The sequence below is a fragment of the Stenotrophomonas maltophilia R551-3 genome (genome assembly GCF_000020665.1).
In the GTDB taxonomy this organism is placed as follows: Bacteria; Pseudomonadota; Gammaproteobacteria; order Xanthomonadales; family Xanthomonadaceae; genus Stenotrophomonas; species Stenotrophomonas maltophilia_L.
Genome location: NC_011071.1, coordinates 4,224,175 through 4,239,955 on the forward strand (window position 1 = coordinate 4,224,175; position 15,781 = coordinate 4,239,955).

Below are 15,781 nucleotides of genomic sequence, written 5' to 3' on the forward strand. Positions count from 1 at the left end.
CGGGTTCACCACGTGACGACCCCGCCCCGGCCAGACTGGGGCGTGATCCCGTTCCGCCGGGCATAGCCCGGCGCTACCGGCCGTCGTCTGCAAGGAGTTCCGCTTGAGCAATCCGCCCACCACCAATGGCAACCCTCCGCTGGTCAAGGGCATGAACCGGCGCAGCCAGATCCTGCGCCTGCTGATGCGCTATCGCCATTCGGGTGTGTTCTCGGGCATGAACCTGGACGCCGCCAGCAACCAGGCCGACGTGCCCGCCGATGGCAACCCGGAGCAGTTCGTCAGCGATCTGGAAGCCCTGGGGCCGACTTTCGTCAAGCTGGGCCAGATGCTGTCCACGCGCCCGGACATGGTGCCGGTGGAGTTCGCTACGGCGCTGGAGCGCATGCAGGAAAAGGTGGCCGAGATTCCGGTCGCTCGCATCCATGCCATCGTCGAACAGGAGCTGGGCGCGCCGGTGAACAAGCTGTTCGCCGCGTTCGATCCCGAGCCACTGGGCTGTGCCTCGATCGCGCAGGTGCATCGCGCGGTGCTGCACGATGGCCGCCAGGTAGCGGTGAAGGTGCAGAAACCCGAGGTCGCCGCGCAGCTGCGCTCGGACCTGGAGGCACTGCGCAGCTTCGCGCTGGCCGCGGACCATCTGACCCAGGTCGGCCGTCGGGTGCGCCTGCGCGATTGGCTCAACGAGTTCGCCAAGACCCTGATGCAGGAGCTGGACTACCACGCCGAGGCCGAGAACCTGGCCCGTTTCGGCCGCCATCTCAGGCCGTTCCGCCGACTGTGGATACCGCAGCCGCTGTGGGATTACAGCAGTCAGCGCGTGCTGACCATGGAACTGGCCACCGGCGTGCGCGTGGATGCGATTCCCGATGTGCGCCGCACCGAACAATCGATGGACCCACTGGCCGCGGCGCTGATCCGCGGCTACCTGGACCAGATCTTCGTGCACGGCGAGATCCATGCCGACCCGCATCCCGGCAACCTGCGGGTGATGCCCGACGGACGGCTGGCGATCTTCGACCTGGGCATGGTCGCGCACATGCCGCCGCGCCTGCGCGAGCGCCTGCTGAAGATCCTGTTCGCGGCGGTCGATGGCCGCGGCGAGGAAGTGGCCGACGACCTGATCAGCATCAGCACGCGGCTGGAAGCCTTCGACGAAGAGCGCTACCTGCGCGAGACCGGTCAGCTGATCGCGCGCTACGCCGCCAGTGGCAGCTTCTCCGAAGGCCGCGTGGTGCTGGACATGGTGCGCATCGCCACCGCCTGCGGCCTGCGCACACCGCCGGAGCTGAGCCTGCTCGGCAAGGCCCTGCTCAATCTGGAAACCGTATGCCGATTGCTGGCGCCGGACCTGGATACCCGTCGCATCGTCGAGCGCCAGCTGCAGCACGTGATGCGCGCACGCCTGAAGAAATCGCTGTCTGCCGCCAACCTCGCCAGCGAGGCGATGGAGCTGCAGCAGCTGCTGCGCGACGGACCGCGCAAGCTGTCGGACATCATGGCGCTGCTGGCCGAGAACCGCCTGCAGATGAAGGTGACCGGCCTGGAAGAATCGCGGTTGATGGAGAACCTGCAGAAGATCGCCAACCGCGTCGCCGCCGGCATCATCAGTGCGGCCTTGATCATGGCCGCGGCGATGATGATGAAGATCGACACCGGCTGGCATCTGTTCGGCTATCCGCTCATCGCGCTGGTGCTGCTGCTGATCGGCGTGGTACTCGGGCTTGGCATCGTCACCAGTGCATTGTTGTTCGATCGTCGTGCGCGGGCACGCGAAGAACGTGGGCACCGCTAGCGCATCAACGAAAACATCCGTATTCATGCGGTTTTTAATGCAATCCAACGAACCCTTTCACGCTCGTTTTACCTTCTGAGCGCGATTGCGCGCGCGTTCTTTCAACAAACATTTCAGTCAGGTTCGTGCATGCACTATCGGGTCATCGGCCTGTCATGTGTATGTGCTTGCGACAGCGCCGGTCGGATGGACACGCGTCGGTACGACGTCCATCAACATCCCGTCACTGCCGAAGCTGCCTATGCTCTGGATACTGTTGTTGTCGTTCCTGCTGCTGTGCTGGCTGTTCCTCGCGTCCGGCAAATGGGTGTGGTGGAAGGCCGGTTCGCTCTCGCTGCTGCTGCTCATGCTCAGCGCATGGTGGCTGATCGACAAGTTGTCCGGTGATGGGCTCAACGCTGCAACCCTGTATCACCTCGGCGCCGATATGGAAGGCGCCGGTGTCTCCGACTTCAAGGGCTACATTGCCGGCTTCATCGTGCTGGCGCTGGTCTCGCTGCTGCCGCTGTTCGCGACGCGGGTGAAGCGCTGGCGCCGGACCGGCCACGGTGGCGCGTTGTTCGCCGGTTTCGCGGCCGTGTGGGTGGCCACGATCATGATCAGCCCGCTGGCCCGCGACGGCCAGCGCCTGTACCAGCAGCTGCGTCCGGTCGACTTCGCCCGCATTGCCCCCGAGTACCAGGTGCCGACGCAGCCGCTGCAGCGTCCGCGCAACATCGTCTGGATCTACGGCGAAAGCCTGGAACGTACCTATCTGGACGAGAGCGTTTTTCCGGGCCTGATGCCCAACCTCAACCGCTTGGCCTCCGAGTCGCTGGACGTGCGCGGCCTTGCCTCCGCCGAGGGTAGCGGCTGGACCATCGCTGGCCTGGTGTCGTCGATGTGCGGCGTGCCGCTGACCACCTCGCAGGGCGATGAGAACAGCATGGATCGCATGGGCAGCTTCCTGCCCAAGGCCGTGTGTCTGGGCGACTACCTGAAGCAGCAGGGCTACACCAATCATTACCTGGGCGGTGCAAACGGCCAGTTCGCCGGCAAGGGCCAGTTCCTGGCCAGCCACGGCTTTGATGAAGTCCATGATCTGGCATGGTTCAAGCAGCAGAAGAAGATCGGCCGCATCCACTACTCGGCGTGGGGCGTGCACGATGACGTGCTGCTGGATACCGCCTACCAGCGCTTCGAGCAGCTCTCGCGCGCCGGTTCGCCGTTCATGCTGACCACGCTGACCATGGACACCCACCACCCGGCCGGTCATCTGCCGGTGTCGTGCAAGGGCGAGCGCTACCAGAGCCAGTACGGCAACATCAACATGCTCAACGCGCTCAAGTGCAGCGACCGCCTGATCTCGCAGCTCGTCGAACGCATCCAGGCCAGCCCGTACGGCAAGGACACGCTGATCGTCATCGCTTCCGACCACCTGGCGATGCCCAACGATCTGACCCATATCCTGACCCGGCAGAAGCGCGAGAACCTGCTGCTGTTCCTGGGTGATGACATTGCCCCGCAGCAGCTCAGCGCCGACGCCGGCACCACGCTGGATTCGGGTGCGACCCTGCTCAGCCTGCTGGACCCGAACCTGAAGACGATGGGCTTCGGGCGTTCACTGATCGATACCCAGCGCGCGCCCAGCGCCAGCGTGGCCACCCAGCGCGATGGTGGCCGCGATTACCCGCAGTACCTCGCCTTCGCCCGTTCGCTGTGGCTGGGCGAACCGACCCGCGAGCTGAAGATCGATGGCGATGACCAGGTGGTGGTCGGCCTGCAGCACGTGCAGCCACCGGTGTTGCTGGAGTACGACAAGGACTGGGGGTTGAAGTCGGTGTATCTGGAAAACACCTCGCGCCAGTTCGATGATGCCAACCCGGACAACACGCTGGCCTACGTCGACCGTTGCACCGCATTCGAGGATGGCTCGGCCGATGGTGACTGGTGCGCCCTGCTGGTCAACCGCGACAACGGCATCAAGCTGTACCGCGACAACGACCTGCGCGGGGGCATCGCGGTGGATGCACCACTGGACGCATTCCAGGGCCCGCGCCCGAGCGTGCGCCAGGCACACATGATCACCCAGAAGGGGCGCCGTACCCGTGCCGGCCAGTACATGCTGCAGCTGGTTGCGAGCACGCGCCCGGATCGTGGTTTCTGGATCGAGGCGGTGTCCTCGCAGCGCAAGGTGGTACTGGCGCAGCAGTGGGTGCAGCCCGATGCCAACGGCAAGATCAACGTGTCGTTCGGGCTGGATCACGAAGTGGATGATCTGGAGATCCGCGCGTGGTTGAACCACGCCGAGAAGCTGGCGGTGGACACATTCGCACTGGTGCCATCCCGCAGCCGACCACGAGGGTAGGGGTTTCTTTGCAGGGCTGCGCCCTGCACCTGCCGAAGCAACAGCCGAAGCAACAGCCGAAGCAACAGCAACGGCAACAGCGGGCATTCCGTGGTTTGGTGGGGTGGTGCCGGAGTGCGGGGACGCCGCAAGTACGTCCCTGTAGGCTTGACAGCCGCATCCATGCGGCTGACACCCCGCACTCCGACACCGCCCCACCTCTGACAGATTCCTGCGTCTGTCGGTGGGTGTCGACCTTGGTTGACACTTCTGTCAGATATGGAAATCAATCTGGGGTCAGATCCGTTTTCCTCCGGAAAACGGATCTGACCCCAAGAGCATTTCCGACAGACCGCAGCAAACTGTCGAAGGCGGGGTGGGTCCGGTTGCGGGGGTGTCCGCGGCATGGATGCCGCGGCCAAGCCCCCATGGGTGAGGGCGCTTTGCTTGCGAAGCACTGCTTCGCAAGCGCCCGAACGCACAGCCGCCAGCGGCTGGGCCGGCCTGGGGGTTTACGGCGTCCCCCGCAACCGGACCCACCCCGCCATCCCACAGGAAACCAGCTTTTGCCGTTGCCGTTGCCGTTGCTGTTGCCTTTGCTCCGGCTTGTAGCGGGTGCAGGGCGCAGCCCTGCAAAGAAACCCCTACTCCTGCGGATCGCGGGTGATGTGGATGTCGGTCGGGGTCGACAGCGGGATGTTCCGCTCCGCCAGGATCTGCAGCAGGCTGAAGTACAGATCGCTGCGGGTGGCGTAGACCTGCCGCGGGCTGGCCACGTACGCGAAGCTGTTGATGGTGATCTGGCCACCGGCAATGCTGTCGATGTAGACCGTCGGCGCCGGCTGCTTCAGCACGTTGGTGTGTGCGGTATACGCATCCAGCAGCGCCTGCCGCAGGTTGCCGACATCGGTGCTGGGCGGCACCGCGAACTGGATCTGGATGCGGCCCTGGTTGTTGCCCATCGTCATGTTGCGCACGGTCTTGGTGACCAGCTCGGAGTTGGGCACGATCAGGGTGGACTTGTCGCCCACCTGGATCTCGGTCGAACGCAGGCTGATGCGGCGGATGTCGCCCTCCTGGTCGCCCAGCTTCACCCAGTCGCCGATCTTCACAGGACGCTCGGCCAGCAGGATCAGGCCGGAGACGAAGTTCTGTGTGATCACCTGCAGGCCGAAACCAATACCCACTGACAACGCACTGACGAGCAGCGCCAGCTTGGTCAGCTCCAGCCCCATCGCCGTCAACGCCCAGATCACGGCGAGGATGATGCCAACGTAGCGGGCGACGGTACTGACCGAGTTACGCGCCCCCAGGTCCAGTTCGGTCTTGGGCAGGTAGGTATCGGTCAGCCAGCGCTGCACCAGCTGGGTGATCGCCAGGCCGGCCAGCAGCACCACAACCGCCAACACGATCTGCATCGGCTTCAGGGTGGTTCCGCCCAACGGAATGCCCGTGGTGAGCAGCGAAGTGAATCGCTCCACCACCGCACCGATGTTGCCGAACGGCGCCACCAGGGCAAGCAGCGTGAGCAGCACGACCACGGTACGCAGCGCCGCCGACAGCAGCACGCCGGCCTGCTCCAGCCGCGATACGCTCAGGCCGGTGCTGAGCAGAATGGTCTGGCCCACCTTGCTGTCGGCATTGAGCATCCACGTGCTCAGGTCATCGACGAATTTGAACAGCAGCGTCGCCGCCAGCACCACGATGCTGCCGCCGATCAGCTGCTGGTTCACGAACTTGGCGAAGTTCAGATAGCCCAGCAGGGTGGCGATGATGGCCGCTACTACCGCGACGTTGCCCGCCACGCGTGCCAATACCAGCCAGCTGCTGCGGCGCACCGGTGTGGCCGCGCCCACGCCATCGGCCTGCGCCTCCAGCTTGGCCTCGGCCTCGGCGGTCTGCCGGCGATGCAGGCGCGCCAGGGTCACCAGCATGGCCATGATCAGGCCGAGGTAGGTCAGCGCAATCAGGCCATCCAGCGCCACCGTGGTGACGTCGCTGGTACGTGTGGCCTGATCGAGGGCGACCAGCACCGTGCTCAGCCAGGCCAGCGCCGCCGCGCCCCACGCGTACTTGCGCAGCTTGAGCGCGGCGGTGTCATCCAGATTCAGCAACCGCCACGACGGCCGCTTGGGAACCAGCATGCAGGCGCTGAGTGCCGCAATGAACGCAGCGCGGAACGTTGCGGTCTCCAGCCCGTCGGCCACCACCTGCAGGCGCGGCGCAATCGCATTGATGGCATCCAGCGCCGCCATCAGCACCACCACGGCATAGCCGGGCAGCAGCGTGCCCACCAGCAGCAGCCACATGGCCAGGCCGGAGCGCCGCAGGCGGCCATCGGGCGCACGCTCGGACGCGGCAAAGCGGCGACCCAGCCGGCGCAGCCACAACCGCAGCGGGAACATCATGACCAGTGCAGCCAGCAGGCCCAGCAACGGCGTGCCCCAGCCGTTGGCCCGGATGCCGGCGACGAACGTATCGCGCCCCTGCTCGGCCAACGGCGCGACGCGTGCGATATCGATCGGCAGGCGCTCGGCAACCTTGCTCCACAGCGCGGGCGACAACGGCGAGGCAACCTTCTGCCCCAGTTCTTCGGTACGTTGCGCGGCGCGCTGCTGGTCGATGTCGGTCGCCAGCTGCTGGGCGCGCACGGCACTGGTCTTGGCCTGCGCTACCGACGCGGCCAGTCCGTCGCGTTGTTTGTTGATGCTGCGCCGTTGCGCCGCCAGTTCGGGCGGCTCGGTGGTGCCCTCGGCAGGCGTGCCCAACTGCGCCAGCTGTTCGTCGAGGCGGACGAGCTGTGGCTGCAGCTCCTTTTCCAGCGCCTCGGCGTCACGCCGTACCTGCGAGGCATTCTCGGACAGCATCGCCAGCGTCTCGATGGCTTCAGCGTCGCCGCGCTTGCGGTCGACCTCCTTCAGCTTCGCATCGATATCTGCCAGCTGCTGCTTCGGCGTGGGCGCATCATCCTGCGCCAGCACCGGCGCGGACAGCAGGAAGACGCTGCACAGCATCAGGACCCACCAGGGGCCCCGTGCACGGATCGATCGCAGGAAAGAAGACAAGCCAGCCACACCGGTTCGCGCGGACCACCGCGCCTGCGCGCGACTATACGGCAGAGCCGGTCAAGGGCGGATGGGTGGCCCCGGCAGCGTCGAGCATCAGTACTTCAGGCGCAGCTCTTCCACCGTCGGCTGCTGCAGCGCGTACCAGTCCTGGAACTCTTCCTCGGTAATCTCATCGGGCGCATATACCGCCACCGGGTGCCAGTCGTGGTCGGTCGGCAGCGGCTGGCGCGGGCCGGCACGCAGGCTGTAGGCCACGCCTTCGTAGTCGACCAGGTCATCGACCTGCGGCCACTGTTCGCGTGCGAACGCGGATTCACTCTTCAACAGGATCACCTGGTACATCGGCACCTCCACCTCGGTTGGATCAGGAAAACACGGCGCTGGCTGCAGGATACCGCCGCGCCGGTGACAACGGGCGCTCCGCCGGGGCGACGGAACGTTCTGGACACGGCCATCGCCCCGGCTTCACCCGCCCATGGCAAGGCCATCGGCATCGTGGAGGCCCACCCCTGCCACGACCGCCGATGACCGAGCACCCGCCGCTGAAGACCGTCGCCGACCTCAAACTGCCCCGCTACCTGGGCACCTGGTATGAGATCGCGCGCCTGCCGATGCGCCATGAACCGGAAGGCTGCACCGACGTGTCGGCGCACTACACCCTGCTCGACAACGGCAACGTCGGCGTCACCAACCGCTGCCGAATGGACGGCGAGGTCGAAGAAGCCACCGGCGAGGCCTGTGCCGTCGACAACGACAGCGCGCGGCTGGAGGTGAGCTTCCTGCCCAAGGGCCTGCGCTGGTTGCCGTTCGCCAAGGGCGACTACTGGGTGATCCAGGTCGCTCCGGACTACAGTGTGGCGCTGGTCGGCAGCCCCGATCGCAAGTACCTGTGGCTGCTGGCCCGCGAGCCGCGCCTGGACGCGACCGTGCAGGACCATTATCTGGCGGCCGCCCGCCTGCAGGGCTTCGATCTGTCCGAACTGATCCAGACCCCGCATACCGGCCGTCCCACCGCCTGAGCAGCACACGGCCATGGACCTGAAGAGCGGTTACCCCTGGTGGGCGGTACGCAATGGATTGATCCAGGCGTTTCCGCCATTGGAAAAGGACCTGCGCTGCGACGTGCTGGTGGTCGGTGGCGGCATCACTGGCGCGCTGATTGCCAACGAACTGTCCCGGCATGGCCACGACGTGGCGGTGATCGAGCAGCGCGACATCGGTTGGGGCAGTACTGCGGCCAGCACCGCGCTGCTGCAGTACGAGATCGATACCCACCTGCTGGAGCTGGCCCAACGCTATGGCCAGGACGCCGCCGCGCTGGCCTACCGGGCCTGTGCCGAGGCGATGCCGGCGCTGGGTGAGGTGTCGCGTGGGCTGGACGTCGATTTCCAGCGCATGGACAGCCTCTATCTGGCCAGCCGCCATCGCGACGTACCACGCCTGATGGCCGAGGGTGAGGCGCGGCGCGGCATCGGTCTGGATGCCCGCTGGCTCGGCCCGGAGGCACTGCAGGAACGCTTCGACGTGGACGCCGGTGGTGCCCTGCTCACGCGCCAGGCGGCACGGGTCGATCCCTATCGCCTGACCTATGCGCTGCTGCAGCGCGTGCGCCGGCGCGGCGGCAATGTGGTGCATGACCGTACGGTGCTGCACACGCTCACTCCCTCCGCACGCGGCGTGAGCGCCCTCACCGAGGGCGGCGCCACGATTCACGCCCGCCATGTGGTGCTGGCAATGGGCTACGCCAACCAGACGTGGCTGCATCAGCACGTCGCACGTAACCGCAGCAGCTACGCCTTCATCACCGACCCGATCGATGCGGACGTGCTGGGCCGCCTGCGCAACACGATGGTGTGGGAGAGCGCACGCCCGTACCTGTACCTGCGCGCCACCGGCGACCGCCGCCTGCTGGTGGGCGGGCTGGACGACGCCATCGACATCCCCGCCCGCCGCGATCGGCGCGTAGAGCGCAAGGCGGACAAGCTGATGAAGCAGCTGCTGCATTGGTTCCCGCGGCTGGACCCGGTGCCGGCGTTCTCCTGGGCCGGCACCTTCGCCGAAACCGCCGACGGCCTGCCGTTCTTCGGCCCGCACGATCAATGGGGGCCACGGGTGCACTTCGCCATGGCCTACGGCGGCAACGGCATCACCTATTCGATGATCGGCGCGCAGCTGCTGCGGGCCCGGATCGAGCGGCGCAAGCACCCGTTGCAGGGGCTGTTCGGGTTCGGGCGGCTGTGACCTGCAGCCAGGCATGGCCTGGCTCTACCCCAATCCGGCGCCGACAGGCATCATTCAAGCAGCCCCTGCTAGCGTCGGCCTGTACCGCCGCGTGTTGCGTGGCCACCTGTCCGCTGGAGCGCCGTCATGATCCGCCCCCTGACCCTGCTGCTGTGCCTGGCCCTGCCGGGAACCGTGCTGGCCCAGTCCGCTGCTGGCGCGACCGCGCCGCAGGCGACCGGGCTGGACCTGTCGCTGCCGCAGGCACCGATGCGCTATCTGAACGATGCGAGCCTGAAGCAGGACCCGCCGGGCACGTTCTACGGCGACAAGAGCGGCCCGCGCGTGCACGACGACGCGAAGATCGCCGACGTCACCGACGACAAGGTCAAAGTATCCGGCAGCTTCACCACCGGCATCGGCTATTCCAAGAACGGTGGCAACAGCCACTACAACGCCGCCACCCTGAACCTCAGCAAGAACTACACCACCGATGAAGGCAAGACCCATGGGGTCAACGTCAACATCCACGTGAGCGAAGGCAAGGGCCCGGGCTTCTACGGCCCGTACGGCGGCTACTACGGCCGCGGCCCGGGCTACTGGGATTACCCGCCGCCGTTTGGTTGGTAACGACCTGCGGGTAGCGCCGGGCCATGCCCGGCGGCTTGATGCATCCGCTGCGCGCGCCGGGCATGGCCCGGCGCTACCTGGGCGTCAATCCAGCCAGCCGTCGCGCTCGCTGTGCAGGATGCGGCCGTCATAGCCGCTCAGGCGCACGTCCACCTTCTGGTTGCGGGCATTGCGCGCTTCCAGCGACCAGGTCGCGCCATCGCGTTCCAGCGAATGGATCTCGCGCAGGCCATGCGCCTGTGCCCGTGCCAGCACCTGCTCGGTGGTCAACAGCGCGCGGCCGCTGTGCTCGTCGAAGATCTCGCCGGTCTTGGGGTCTACGTAGACCTCGCTGAAGCGGCCATCGGCGCGGCTCACGTCAGCCTCCCACAGGCCATCATCGCGTTCGATCTCGTGGATCTGGGTGTAGCCGGCCTTGCGCAGGGTCTGTTCGACCTGGGCCATGCCCAGCGGTGCGGCCTGTACAGCCGGTGCGATGGCCAGCAGAGCAACAGTGGCGAGGGTGAGCGACTTCAACATGGGGGTTCTCCTGTTCGTGTTCGTGGCCGGACCATCCCGGCAACGCCACGATGCACCCCGTGGTTAACAGCGCCTTAGCCGCCCCTGTTAGCCAACGGTTAGTCACCACCAGCACACTCACACCCGTTCCCCTTACCTTTCCGCATCCACCATGCTTGCGATCCTGCCCCTGCTGCTGGCCCTGGCCAGCGCCCCGACCGCCGCCGCGCCTGCACAGGACCCGGCGCAGCAGGTCGCGCGCCGCGCCGTGCAGCAAGGCCGTTACGTGCCATTGGAAAGCGTGGTGCGCGATGCCCTCAAGCGCTACCCGGGCCAGCTGCTGGAAGTGGAGCTGGACGACGGCGTCTACGAGGTGGAGATCCTGCGCGCAGACGGCGTGGTGGTGGAGCTGGACTATGATGCGCGCAGCGGAAAGCTGCTGAAGACGGAGCTGGACGACTGATGCGCATCCTGTTGGCCGAAGACGATACTGCGCTGGCACAGCGCCTGCTGCCCCTGCTGGAACAGGCCGGCTACGTGGTGCACGCGGTTACCGACGGGCGCGAGGCCGAGGAAATCGGCCAGATCGAGGATCTGCAGGCCGCCATCGTCGACCTCGGCCTGCCCGGGCTGGATGGACTGAGCGTGATCGAGCGCTGGCGCGGCAATGGCCGCAGCTTTCCGGTGCTGGTGCTGACCGCACGCGGGCGCTGGCACGACAAGCTGGCCGGCTTCGATGCCGGTGCCGACGACTACCTGACCAAACCCTTCCAGGCCGACGAACTGGTGCTGCGCCTGCGCGCGCTGATCCGCCGCAGCCATGGCCATGCCAGCCCGCGCCTGCGCTGCGGCCCGCTGCAGCTGGACGTCAACGCCGGCCGCTTCGAACTGGACGGGCAGGCGCTGCCCCTCAGTCCGCAGGAGTTCCGCCTGCTCAGCTATTTCATCCACCACAGCGGTCAGGTGATCGGCCGCGACCGGCTGGGCGAACAGGTGTTCGACGGCGGCCATGACCCGGACTCCAACGCGCTGGACGTGCTGCTCGGGCGGGTGCGCCGTAAGCTCGGCATCGATCTGATCCAGACCGTACGCGGCCAGGGTTGGCGGCTGGCCGCGCCGTGAGCCGGCAACCCTCGCTGCGACGGCGCCTGCTGCTGGCTGGCGGTGTCGGCCTGCTGCTGGTCTCGCTGCTGGCCAGTGCACTGCTGGGCGAGCTGTTCAAGCGCAGCGCGCGTGACCGCCTCGACCACGAACTGCAGCAGGACATGCTGACCCTGCTGGCGCAGGCCGAAGTGGATGCGGACGGACAGCTGCGCCTGCGCCAGGAACCCAATGACGCACGCTTCCAGCGCGTGTTCTCCGGTGCCTATTGGCAGATCGGCGGTGCCGATGGCCGCGTGCTGCTGCAGTCGCGTTCGCTGTGGGATGAAACCCTGCCCGTCACAGCCGGCGGGCCGGCCACGCGCAATCTGAGCGGGCCGCTGCAGCAATCCCTGCGCGCACGCGTGCAGCAGGTTCGCCTGCCACGCGCCAGCGAGCCGTTCGTGGTCGTGGTCGCCACCGACCGCAGTGCGCTGGATGCGGATGTGGCCGCATTCCGTCAGCGCACGGCCATCGCCCTGGCCGTGCTGGTTGCCGCGTGGCTGGCGGTGCTGGCCAGCCAGGTGCACTTCGGATTGCGCCCGCTGCACCGCCTCGGTGCGCAGCTGGAACGGGTGCGGCGCGGCGACGCGCAGCGCATCGATACTCAGGGGCTGGGTGCGGAGGTCGCACCGCTGGGCGAGGAGCTCAACGCGCTGCTGGAGCATCAGCAACGCATGGTCGCGCGCGCGCGCACCAGCGCACAGGATCTGGCGCATGCGCTGAAAACCCCGCTGAGCGTGCTGGCCACCGAGGCCGACAGCGACGGCGCTGACTGGCGGGCGACCGTGCGTGAGCAGAGTGCTCGCATGCAGGCCAGTGTTGACCGTTACTTGGCTGCCGGACTGGCCGCCGACCATCGACAGCGGACCGACGTGGCGGCAGTCGCACAGGCGCTGTGCCGGTTGATGGCACGCGTGCATGGCGAACGCGGCATTGCGTTCACGGCGGCTGGTATCGATCCGACGCTGCAGTTCGCCGGTGCCAGGGCGGACCTGGAGGAGATGCTGGGCAATCTGCTGGATAACGCCGGCAAGTGGGCGAAGCAGCAGGTGGACGTCACTGCAGACACCAGCGAAAGGCAGTTACGCATAGAGGTACGCGATGACGGCCCCGGGCTGGCCGCAGACGCGCTGGAACAGGTCACCCAGCGTGGGGTGCGCCTGGATGAGCGCGAGGGCAGCAGTGGGCTGGGCCTGGCGATTGTGGGTGATATCGCTGCCAGCTATGGCGGGCGGTTGGCGCTGGAAAATGCACAGCCGGGATTGCGGGCCACGTTGTGGTTGCCGGTGGCGTGAGGCGGCCAACCTGACGGCGGGTAGTGCCGGCCGCTGGCCGGCAACCACGTGGTCACCGGGAACGCCGTTCGCCGCGCATCCGGTGGGTGTCGACCTTGGTCGACACGCATCAAAAGCGCCGACCAAGGTCGGCATCTACCAAAGCAGTGCATCGGTTCCGTCGGCCATCGTGCATCTGGCAGGCGCCGACCTTGGCCAACCCAACGGTGGGTAGTGCCGGCCGCTGGCCGGCAACCACGTGGTCACCGGGAACGCCGGTCGCCGTGCACCCAGTAGGTGTCGACCTTGGTCGACACGCATCAAAAGCGCCGACCAAGGTCGGCATCTACCAAAGCAGTGCATCGGTTCCGTCGGCCATCGTGCACCCGGTAGGTGTCGACCTTGGCCAACCCAACGGCGGGTAGTGCCGGCCGCTGGCCGGCAACCACGTGATCACCGGGAACACCCTGCGGAAGCCGGCCAGCGGCCGGCTCTACCAAGCGCCAATCCGACCGGTCGCCGTGCACCCGGCAGGTGTCGACCTTGGTCGACACGCACCCAGCATCAACGGTGGTGCATCCACCAGCAATCAATCGCGTCCAGCACGATGTGGATCATCAATCCGATGCCCACCAGCCGCGTCTTCTTCGGCACGCACAACCCCGCATAGACCGCAATCGCCGGTGCAGTGTGCAGCGGATGGAACCCGATGCTGCAGCGGTTCGGTGCATAGATCGGATCGGCCAGCAGATGGTCCAGATCAATGATCCAGCCCAGCAGCATCAGCAGCCACGCCGAGGCGAAGCGCTTGCGCCAGAACAGCCATGCCAGCAGGGCTGGCACGGCGGCATGCAGGAACAGGTGGAAGATCGCGCGCGCGCTCATCGGGGCCGGTAGCGCTGGGCCATGCCCGGCGTTCCCGTTGACCTCAGACCAGCGGTTCGTCGGACAGGTAGGTGTAACCGGTCAGGCCGGCTTCCAGCGCCTCCGACAGCTCCTGCGCACGTTCCGGCGACAGCTGCGCCTCGGCCACGCGCTGCGCATAGGTCGCACGCAGCTCGTCCAGGCGGTAACCCACGTAATCCAGCATCACGTCGGTGGTGTCACCACGGCGCTGCTGGGTGATGGCGTAGCCATCGGCATCGGCCAGCACTTCCACCGCGTCGGTATCGCCGAACAGGTTGTGGATGTCGCCCAGGATTTCCTGGTAGGCGCCGACCATGAAGAAGCCGATGCGGTAGCTCTCGCCCGGCTTCATCTTGTGCAGCGGCAGCGAGCTGTCCAGGCTCTCGTTCTCGACATAGGTTTCCACCATGCCGTCCGAGTCGCAGGTCATGTCGGCGATGATGCCGCGACGGTCCGGGGTTTCGTCCAGGCGCTCGATCGGCACGATCGGGAACACCTGGTCGATCGCCCACACGTCGGGGATCGATTCGAACACGCTGAAGTTGACGAAGTACTTGTCGACCAAGCGCTCGTTCAGTTCATCCAGCACCGGGCGATGGCTCTTCTCGTCGTAGCTCAGGCGCGCACGCACGCCGTGGGCGATGGCGTAGAACAGATCGTCGATGCGCGCACGCTGCGGCAGGTCGATCTGGCCCAGCGCGTAGCTGGCCAGGCCTTCGGCGTGGAAATGCTGCGCTTCCTGGAACAGTTCCACCGCCGGGCGCACGTCCAGCTCGTCGTGGATCTCGCGCAGGTGGCGGATCGCCGCCGGCTCGTCGTCGTGCTGGTCCGGTACGCGGCCTTCCTGCGCCTCTTCCACTTCCGAAACGTTGGCGATCAGCACCGCGTGGTGCGCGGTCATCGCACGGCCGCACTCGGTAACGATGCGCGGCGGGGTCAGGCCGAATTCTTCGCAGGCATTGGCCAGCGGCTGCACGATGTTGCTGGCGTAGGAATGCAGGCCGTAGTTGATCGAGCAGAAGCTGCGCGAGCGCGTGCCTTCATAGTCCACGCCCAGGCCACCGCCCACATCGACGTGGGTGATCTTCGCGCCCAGGCGCGACAGCTCCACGAAGTAGCGGGTGGCTTCGCGCATGCCGTTGGCGATGTCGCGCACGTTGGAAATCTGCGAGCCCATGTGGAAGTGAAGCAGGTTCAAGCAGTCGGCGTACTCGGTGTCACGCAGCGACTTCCACAGGTCCAGCAGCTGTCGCGGCGACAGGCCGAACTTGGCCTTGTCGCCACCGCTGTTCTGCCACTTGCCGGCGCCCAGCGAGGCCAGGCGCATGCGCACGCCCAGACCCGGCTTCACGTCCAGCGCCTTGGACTCTTCCAGCACCAGCTTCAGCTCGGACGGCTTCTCGATGACGATGAAGGTCTGCAGGCCCAGCTTGCGGCCGATCAGGGCCAGGCGGATGTACTCGCGGTCCTTGTAACCGTTGCAGACGATCAGGCCACCCGGGCGCGACAGCGCCAGCACCGCCATCAGCTCGGGCTTGCTGCCCGCCTCCAGGCCGAAGCCTTCGCCGTGGTGGCTGGCCAGGGTGCCGGCCACGCCACGGGTCTGGTTGACCTTGATCGGGTACACGGCGGTGTAGCCACCGCTGTACTCCCAGTCCTGCTGGGCCTGGCCGAAGGCCGCCTGCAGCTTGCCCAGGCGCTGGCCCAGGATGTCCGGGAAGCGCACCAGCAGCGGCAGCTTGGCGCCAGCTGCGCGCGCAGCGTCCACCACCTTGGGCAGCGACACCACCGGGCCGTCTGCCCCGGTCGGTCTCACCACCATGTGCCCGGCCTGATCCACGTCGAAGTAACCGTCCGCCCAATGCGGGATCGAGTAGGTCTTGCGGGCTTGGTCGAGGGACCAATCGGTCATTGCAGTCGG

13 protein-coding genes are annotated in these 15,781 nt (G+C 66.7%); 8 read left to right on the forward strand and 5 right to left on the reverse strand.

Going from position 1 to position 15,781, the window contains the following annotated elements; all coding sequences use genetic code 11:
* Positions 1-103 precede the first annotated feature (103 nt).
* Both SMAL_RS19075 and SMAL_RS19080 read left to right on the forward strand, forming a co-directional pair.
* The gene (locus tag SMAL_RS19075) at positions 104-1,795 is read left to right on the forward strand and encodes an ABC1 kinase family protein (protein ID WP_012512339.1); all 1,692 of its coding nucleotides are present in this window, start codon (positions 104-106) and stop codon (positions 1,793-1,795) included.
* Between the two features lie 241 nt (positions 1,796-2,036).
* A complete protein-coding gene (locus SMAL_RS19080; protein WP_012512340.1) occupies positions 2,037-4,142 on the forward strand; it encodes a phosphoglycerol transferase I in 2,106 nt (701 codons plus the stop codon).
* Positions 4,143-4,765: 623 nt separating this feature from the next.
* Here the strand turns inward: SMAL_RS19080 and SMAL_RS19085 are convergent.
* Positions 4,766-7,135 (reverse strand): DUF3772 domain-containing protein, encoded by a 2,370-nt coding sequence (locus tag SMAL_RS19085; protein WP_050767041.1) that lies wholly within the window; start codon positions 7,133-7,135, stop codon positions 4,766-4,768.
* Positions 7,136-7,282: 147 nt separating this feature from the next.
* The gene (locus SMAL_RS19090) at positions 7,283-7,531 is read right to left on the reverse strand and encodes a hypothetical protein (protein ID WP_006399378.1); all 249 of its coding nucleotides are present in this window, start codon (positions 7,529-7,531) and stop codon (positions 7,283-7,285) included.
* A 182-nt stretch (positions 7,532-7,713) separates the two neighbouring features.
* Here SMAL_RS19090 and SMAL_RS19095 point away from each other — a divergent pair, with 182 nt between their 5' ends.
* The 3 genes from SMAL_RS19095 (at position 7,714) to SMAL_RS19105 (ending at position 10,039) form a co-directional block, all read left to right on the forward strand.
* Complete coding sequence (locus tag SMAL_RS19095; RefSeq protein ID WP_012512342.1) at positions 7,714-8,208, forward strand: lipocalin family protein; 495 nt, start codon at positions 7,714-7,716, stop codon at positions 8,206-8,208.
* 13 nt (positions 8,209-8,221) lie between these two features.
* Entirely contained in the window at positions 8,222-9,430 is a 1,209-nt protein-coding gene (locus SMAL_RS19100) for an NAD(P)/FAD-dependent oxidoreductase (RefSeq protein ID WP_012512343.1), read from the forward strand.
* Between the two features lie 126 nt (positions 9,431-9,556).
* Positions 9,557-10,039, forward strand: a complete 483-nt coding sequence (locus tag SMAL_RS19105) for a hypothetical protein (RefSeq protein ID WP_006399397.1) — start codon at positions 9,557-9,559, stop codon at positions 10,037-10,039.
* A gap of 84 nt (positions 10,040-10,123) precedes the next feature.
* Here SMAL_RS19105 and SMAL_RS19110 read toward each other — a convergent pair whose 3' ends face one another.
* A complete protein-coding gene (locus tag SMAL_RS19110; protein ID WP_012512344.1) occupies positions 10,124-10,558 on the reverse strand; it encodes a PepSY domain-containing protein in 435 nt (144 codons plus the stop codon).
* A gap of 151 nt (positions 10,559-10,709) precedes the next feature.
* Here SMAL_RS19110 and SMAL_RS19115 point away from each other — a divergent pair, with 151 nt between their 5' ends.
* Genes SMAL_RS19115 through SMAL_RS19125 form a run of 3 tightly spaced genes read left to right on the forward strand, consistent with a single transcriptional unit; the run spans position 10,710 to position 12,975 of the window.
* Positions 10,710-11,000, forward strand: a complete 291-nt coding sequence (locus SMAL_RS19115; RefSeq protein WP_012512345.1) for a PepSY domain-containing protein — start codon at positions 10,710-10,712, stop codon at positions 10,998-11,000.
* The gene (locus SMAL_RS19120; RefSeq protein WP_012512346.1) at positions 11,000-11,659 is read left to right on the forward strand and encodes a response regulator transcription factor; all 660 of its coding nucleotides are present in this window, start codon (positions 11,000-11,002) and stop codon (positions 11,657-11,659) included. The genes SMAL_RS19115 and SMAL_RS19120 overlap by 1 nt, the downstream gene beginning before the upstream one ends.
* Positions 11,656-12,975 carry a sensor histidine kinase gene (locus SMAL_RS19125; protein ID WP_012512347.1) on the forward strand — a complete coding sequence of 440 codons (1,320 nt, stop codon included), beginning with the start codon at positions 11,656-11,658 and terminating at the stop codon, positions 12,973-12,975. Before SMAL_RS19120 ends, SMAL_RS19125 begins: the two co-directional genes overlap by 4 nt.
* Positions 12,976-13,518: 543 nt before the next feature.
* Here the strand turns inward: SMAL_RS19125 and SMAL_RS19130 are convergent.
* Positions 13,519-13,839: a DUF6122 family protein gene (locus SMAL_RS19130; protein ID WP_012512348.1), complete on the reverse strand. Its 321-nt coding sequence runs from the start codon at positions 13,837-13,839 to the stop codon at positions 13,519-13,521.
* A 43-nt stretch (positions 13,840-13,882) separates the two neighbouring features.
* Positions 13,883-15,772 carry an arginine decarboxylase gene (speA, locus tag SMAL_RS19135; RefSeq protein ID WP_012512349.1) on the reverse strand — a complete coding sequence of 630 codons (1,890 nt, stop codon included), beginning with the start codon at positions 15,770-15,772 and terminating at the stop codon, positions 13,883-13,885.
* Positions 15,773-15,781 lie beyond the last annotated feature (9 nt).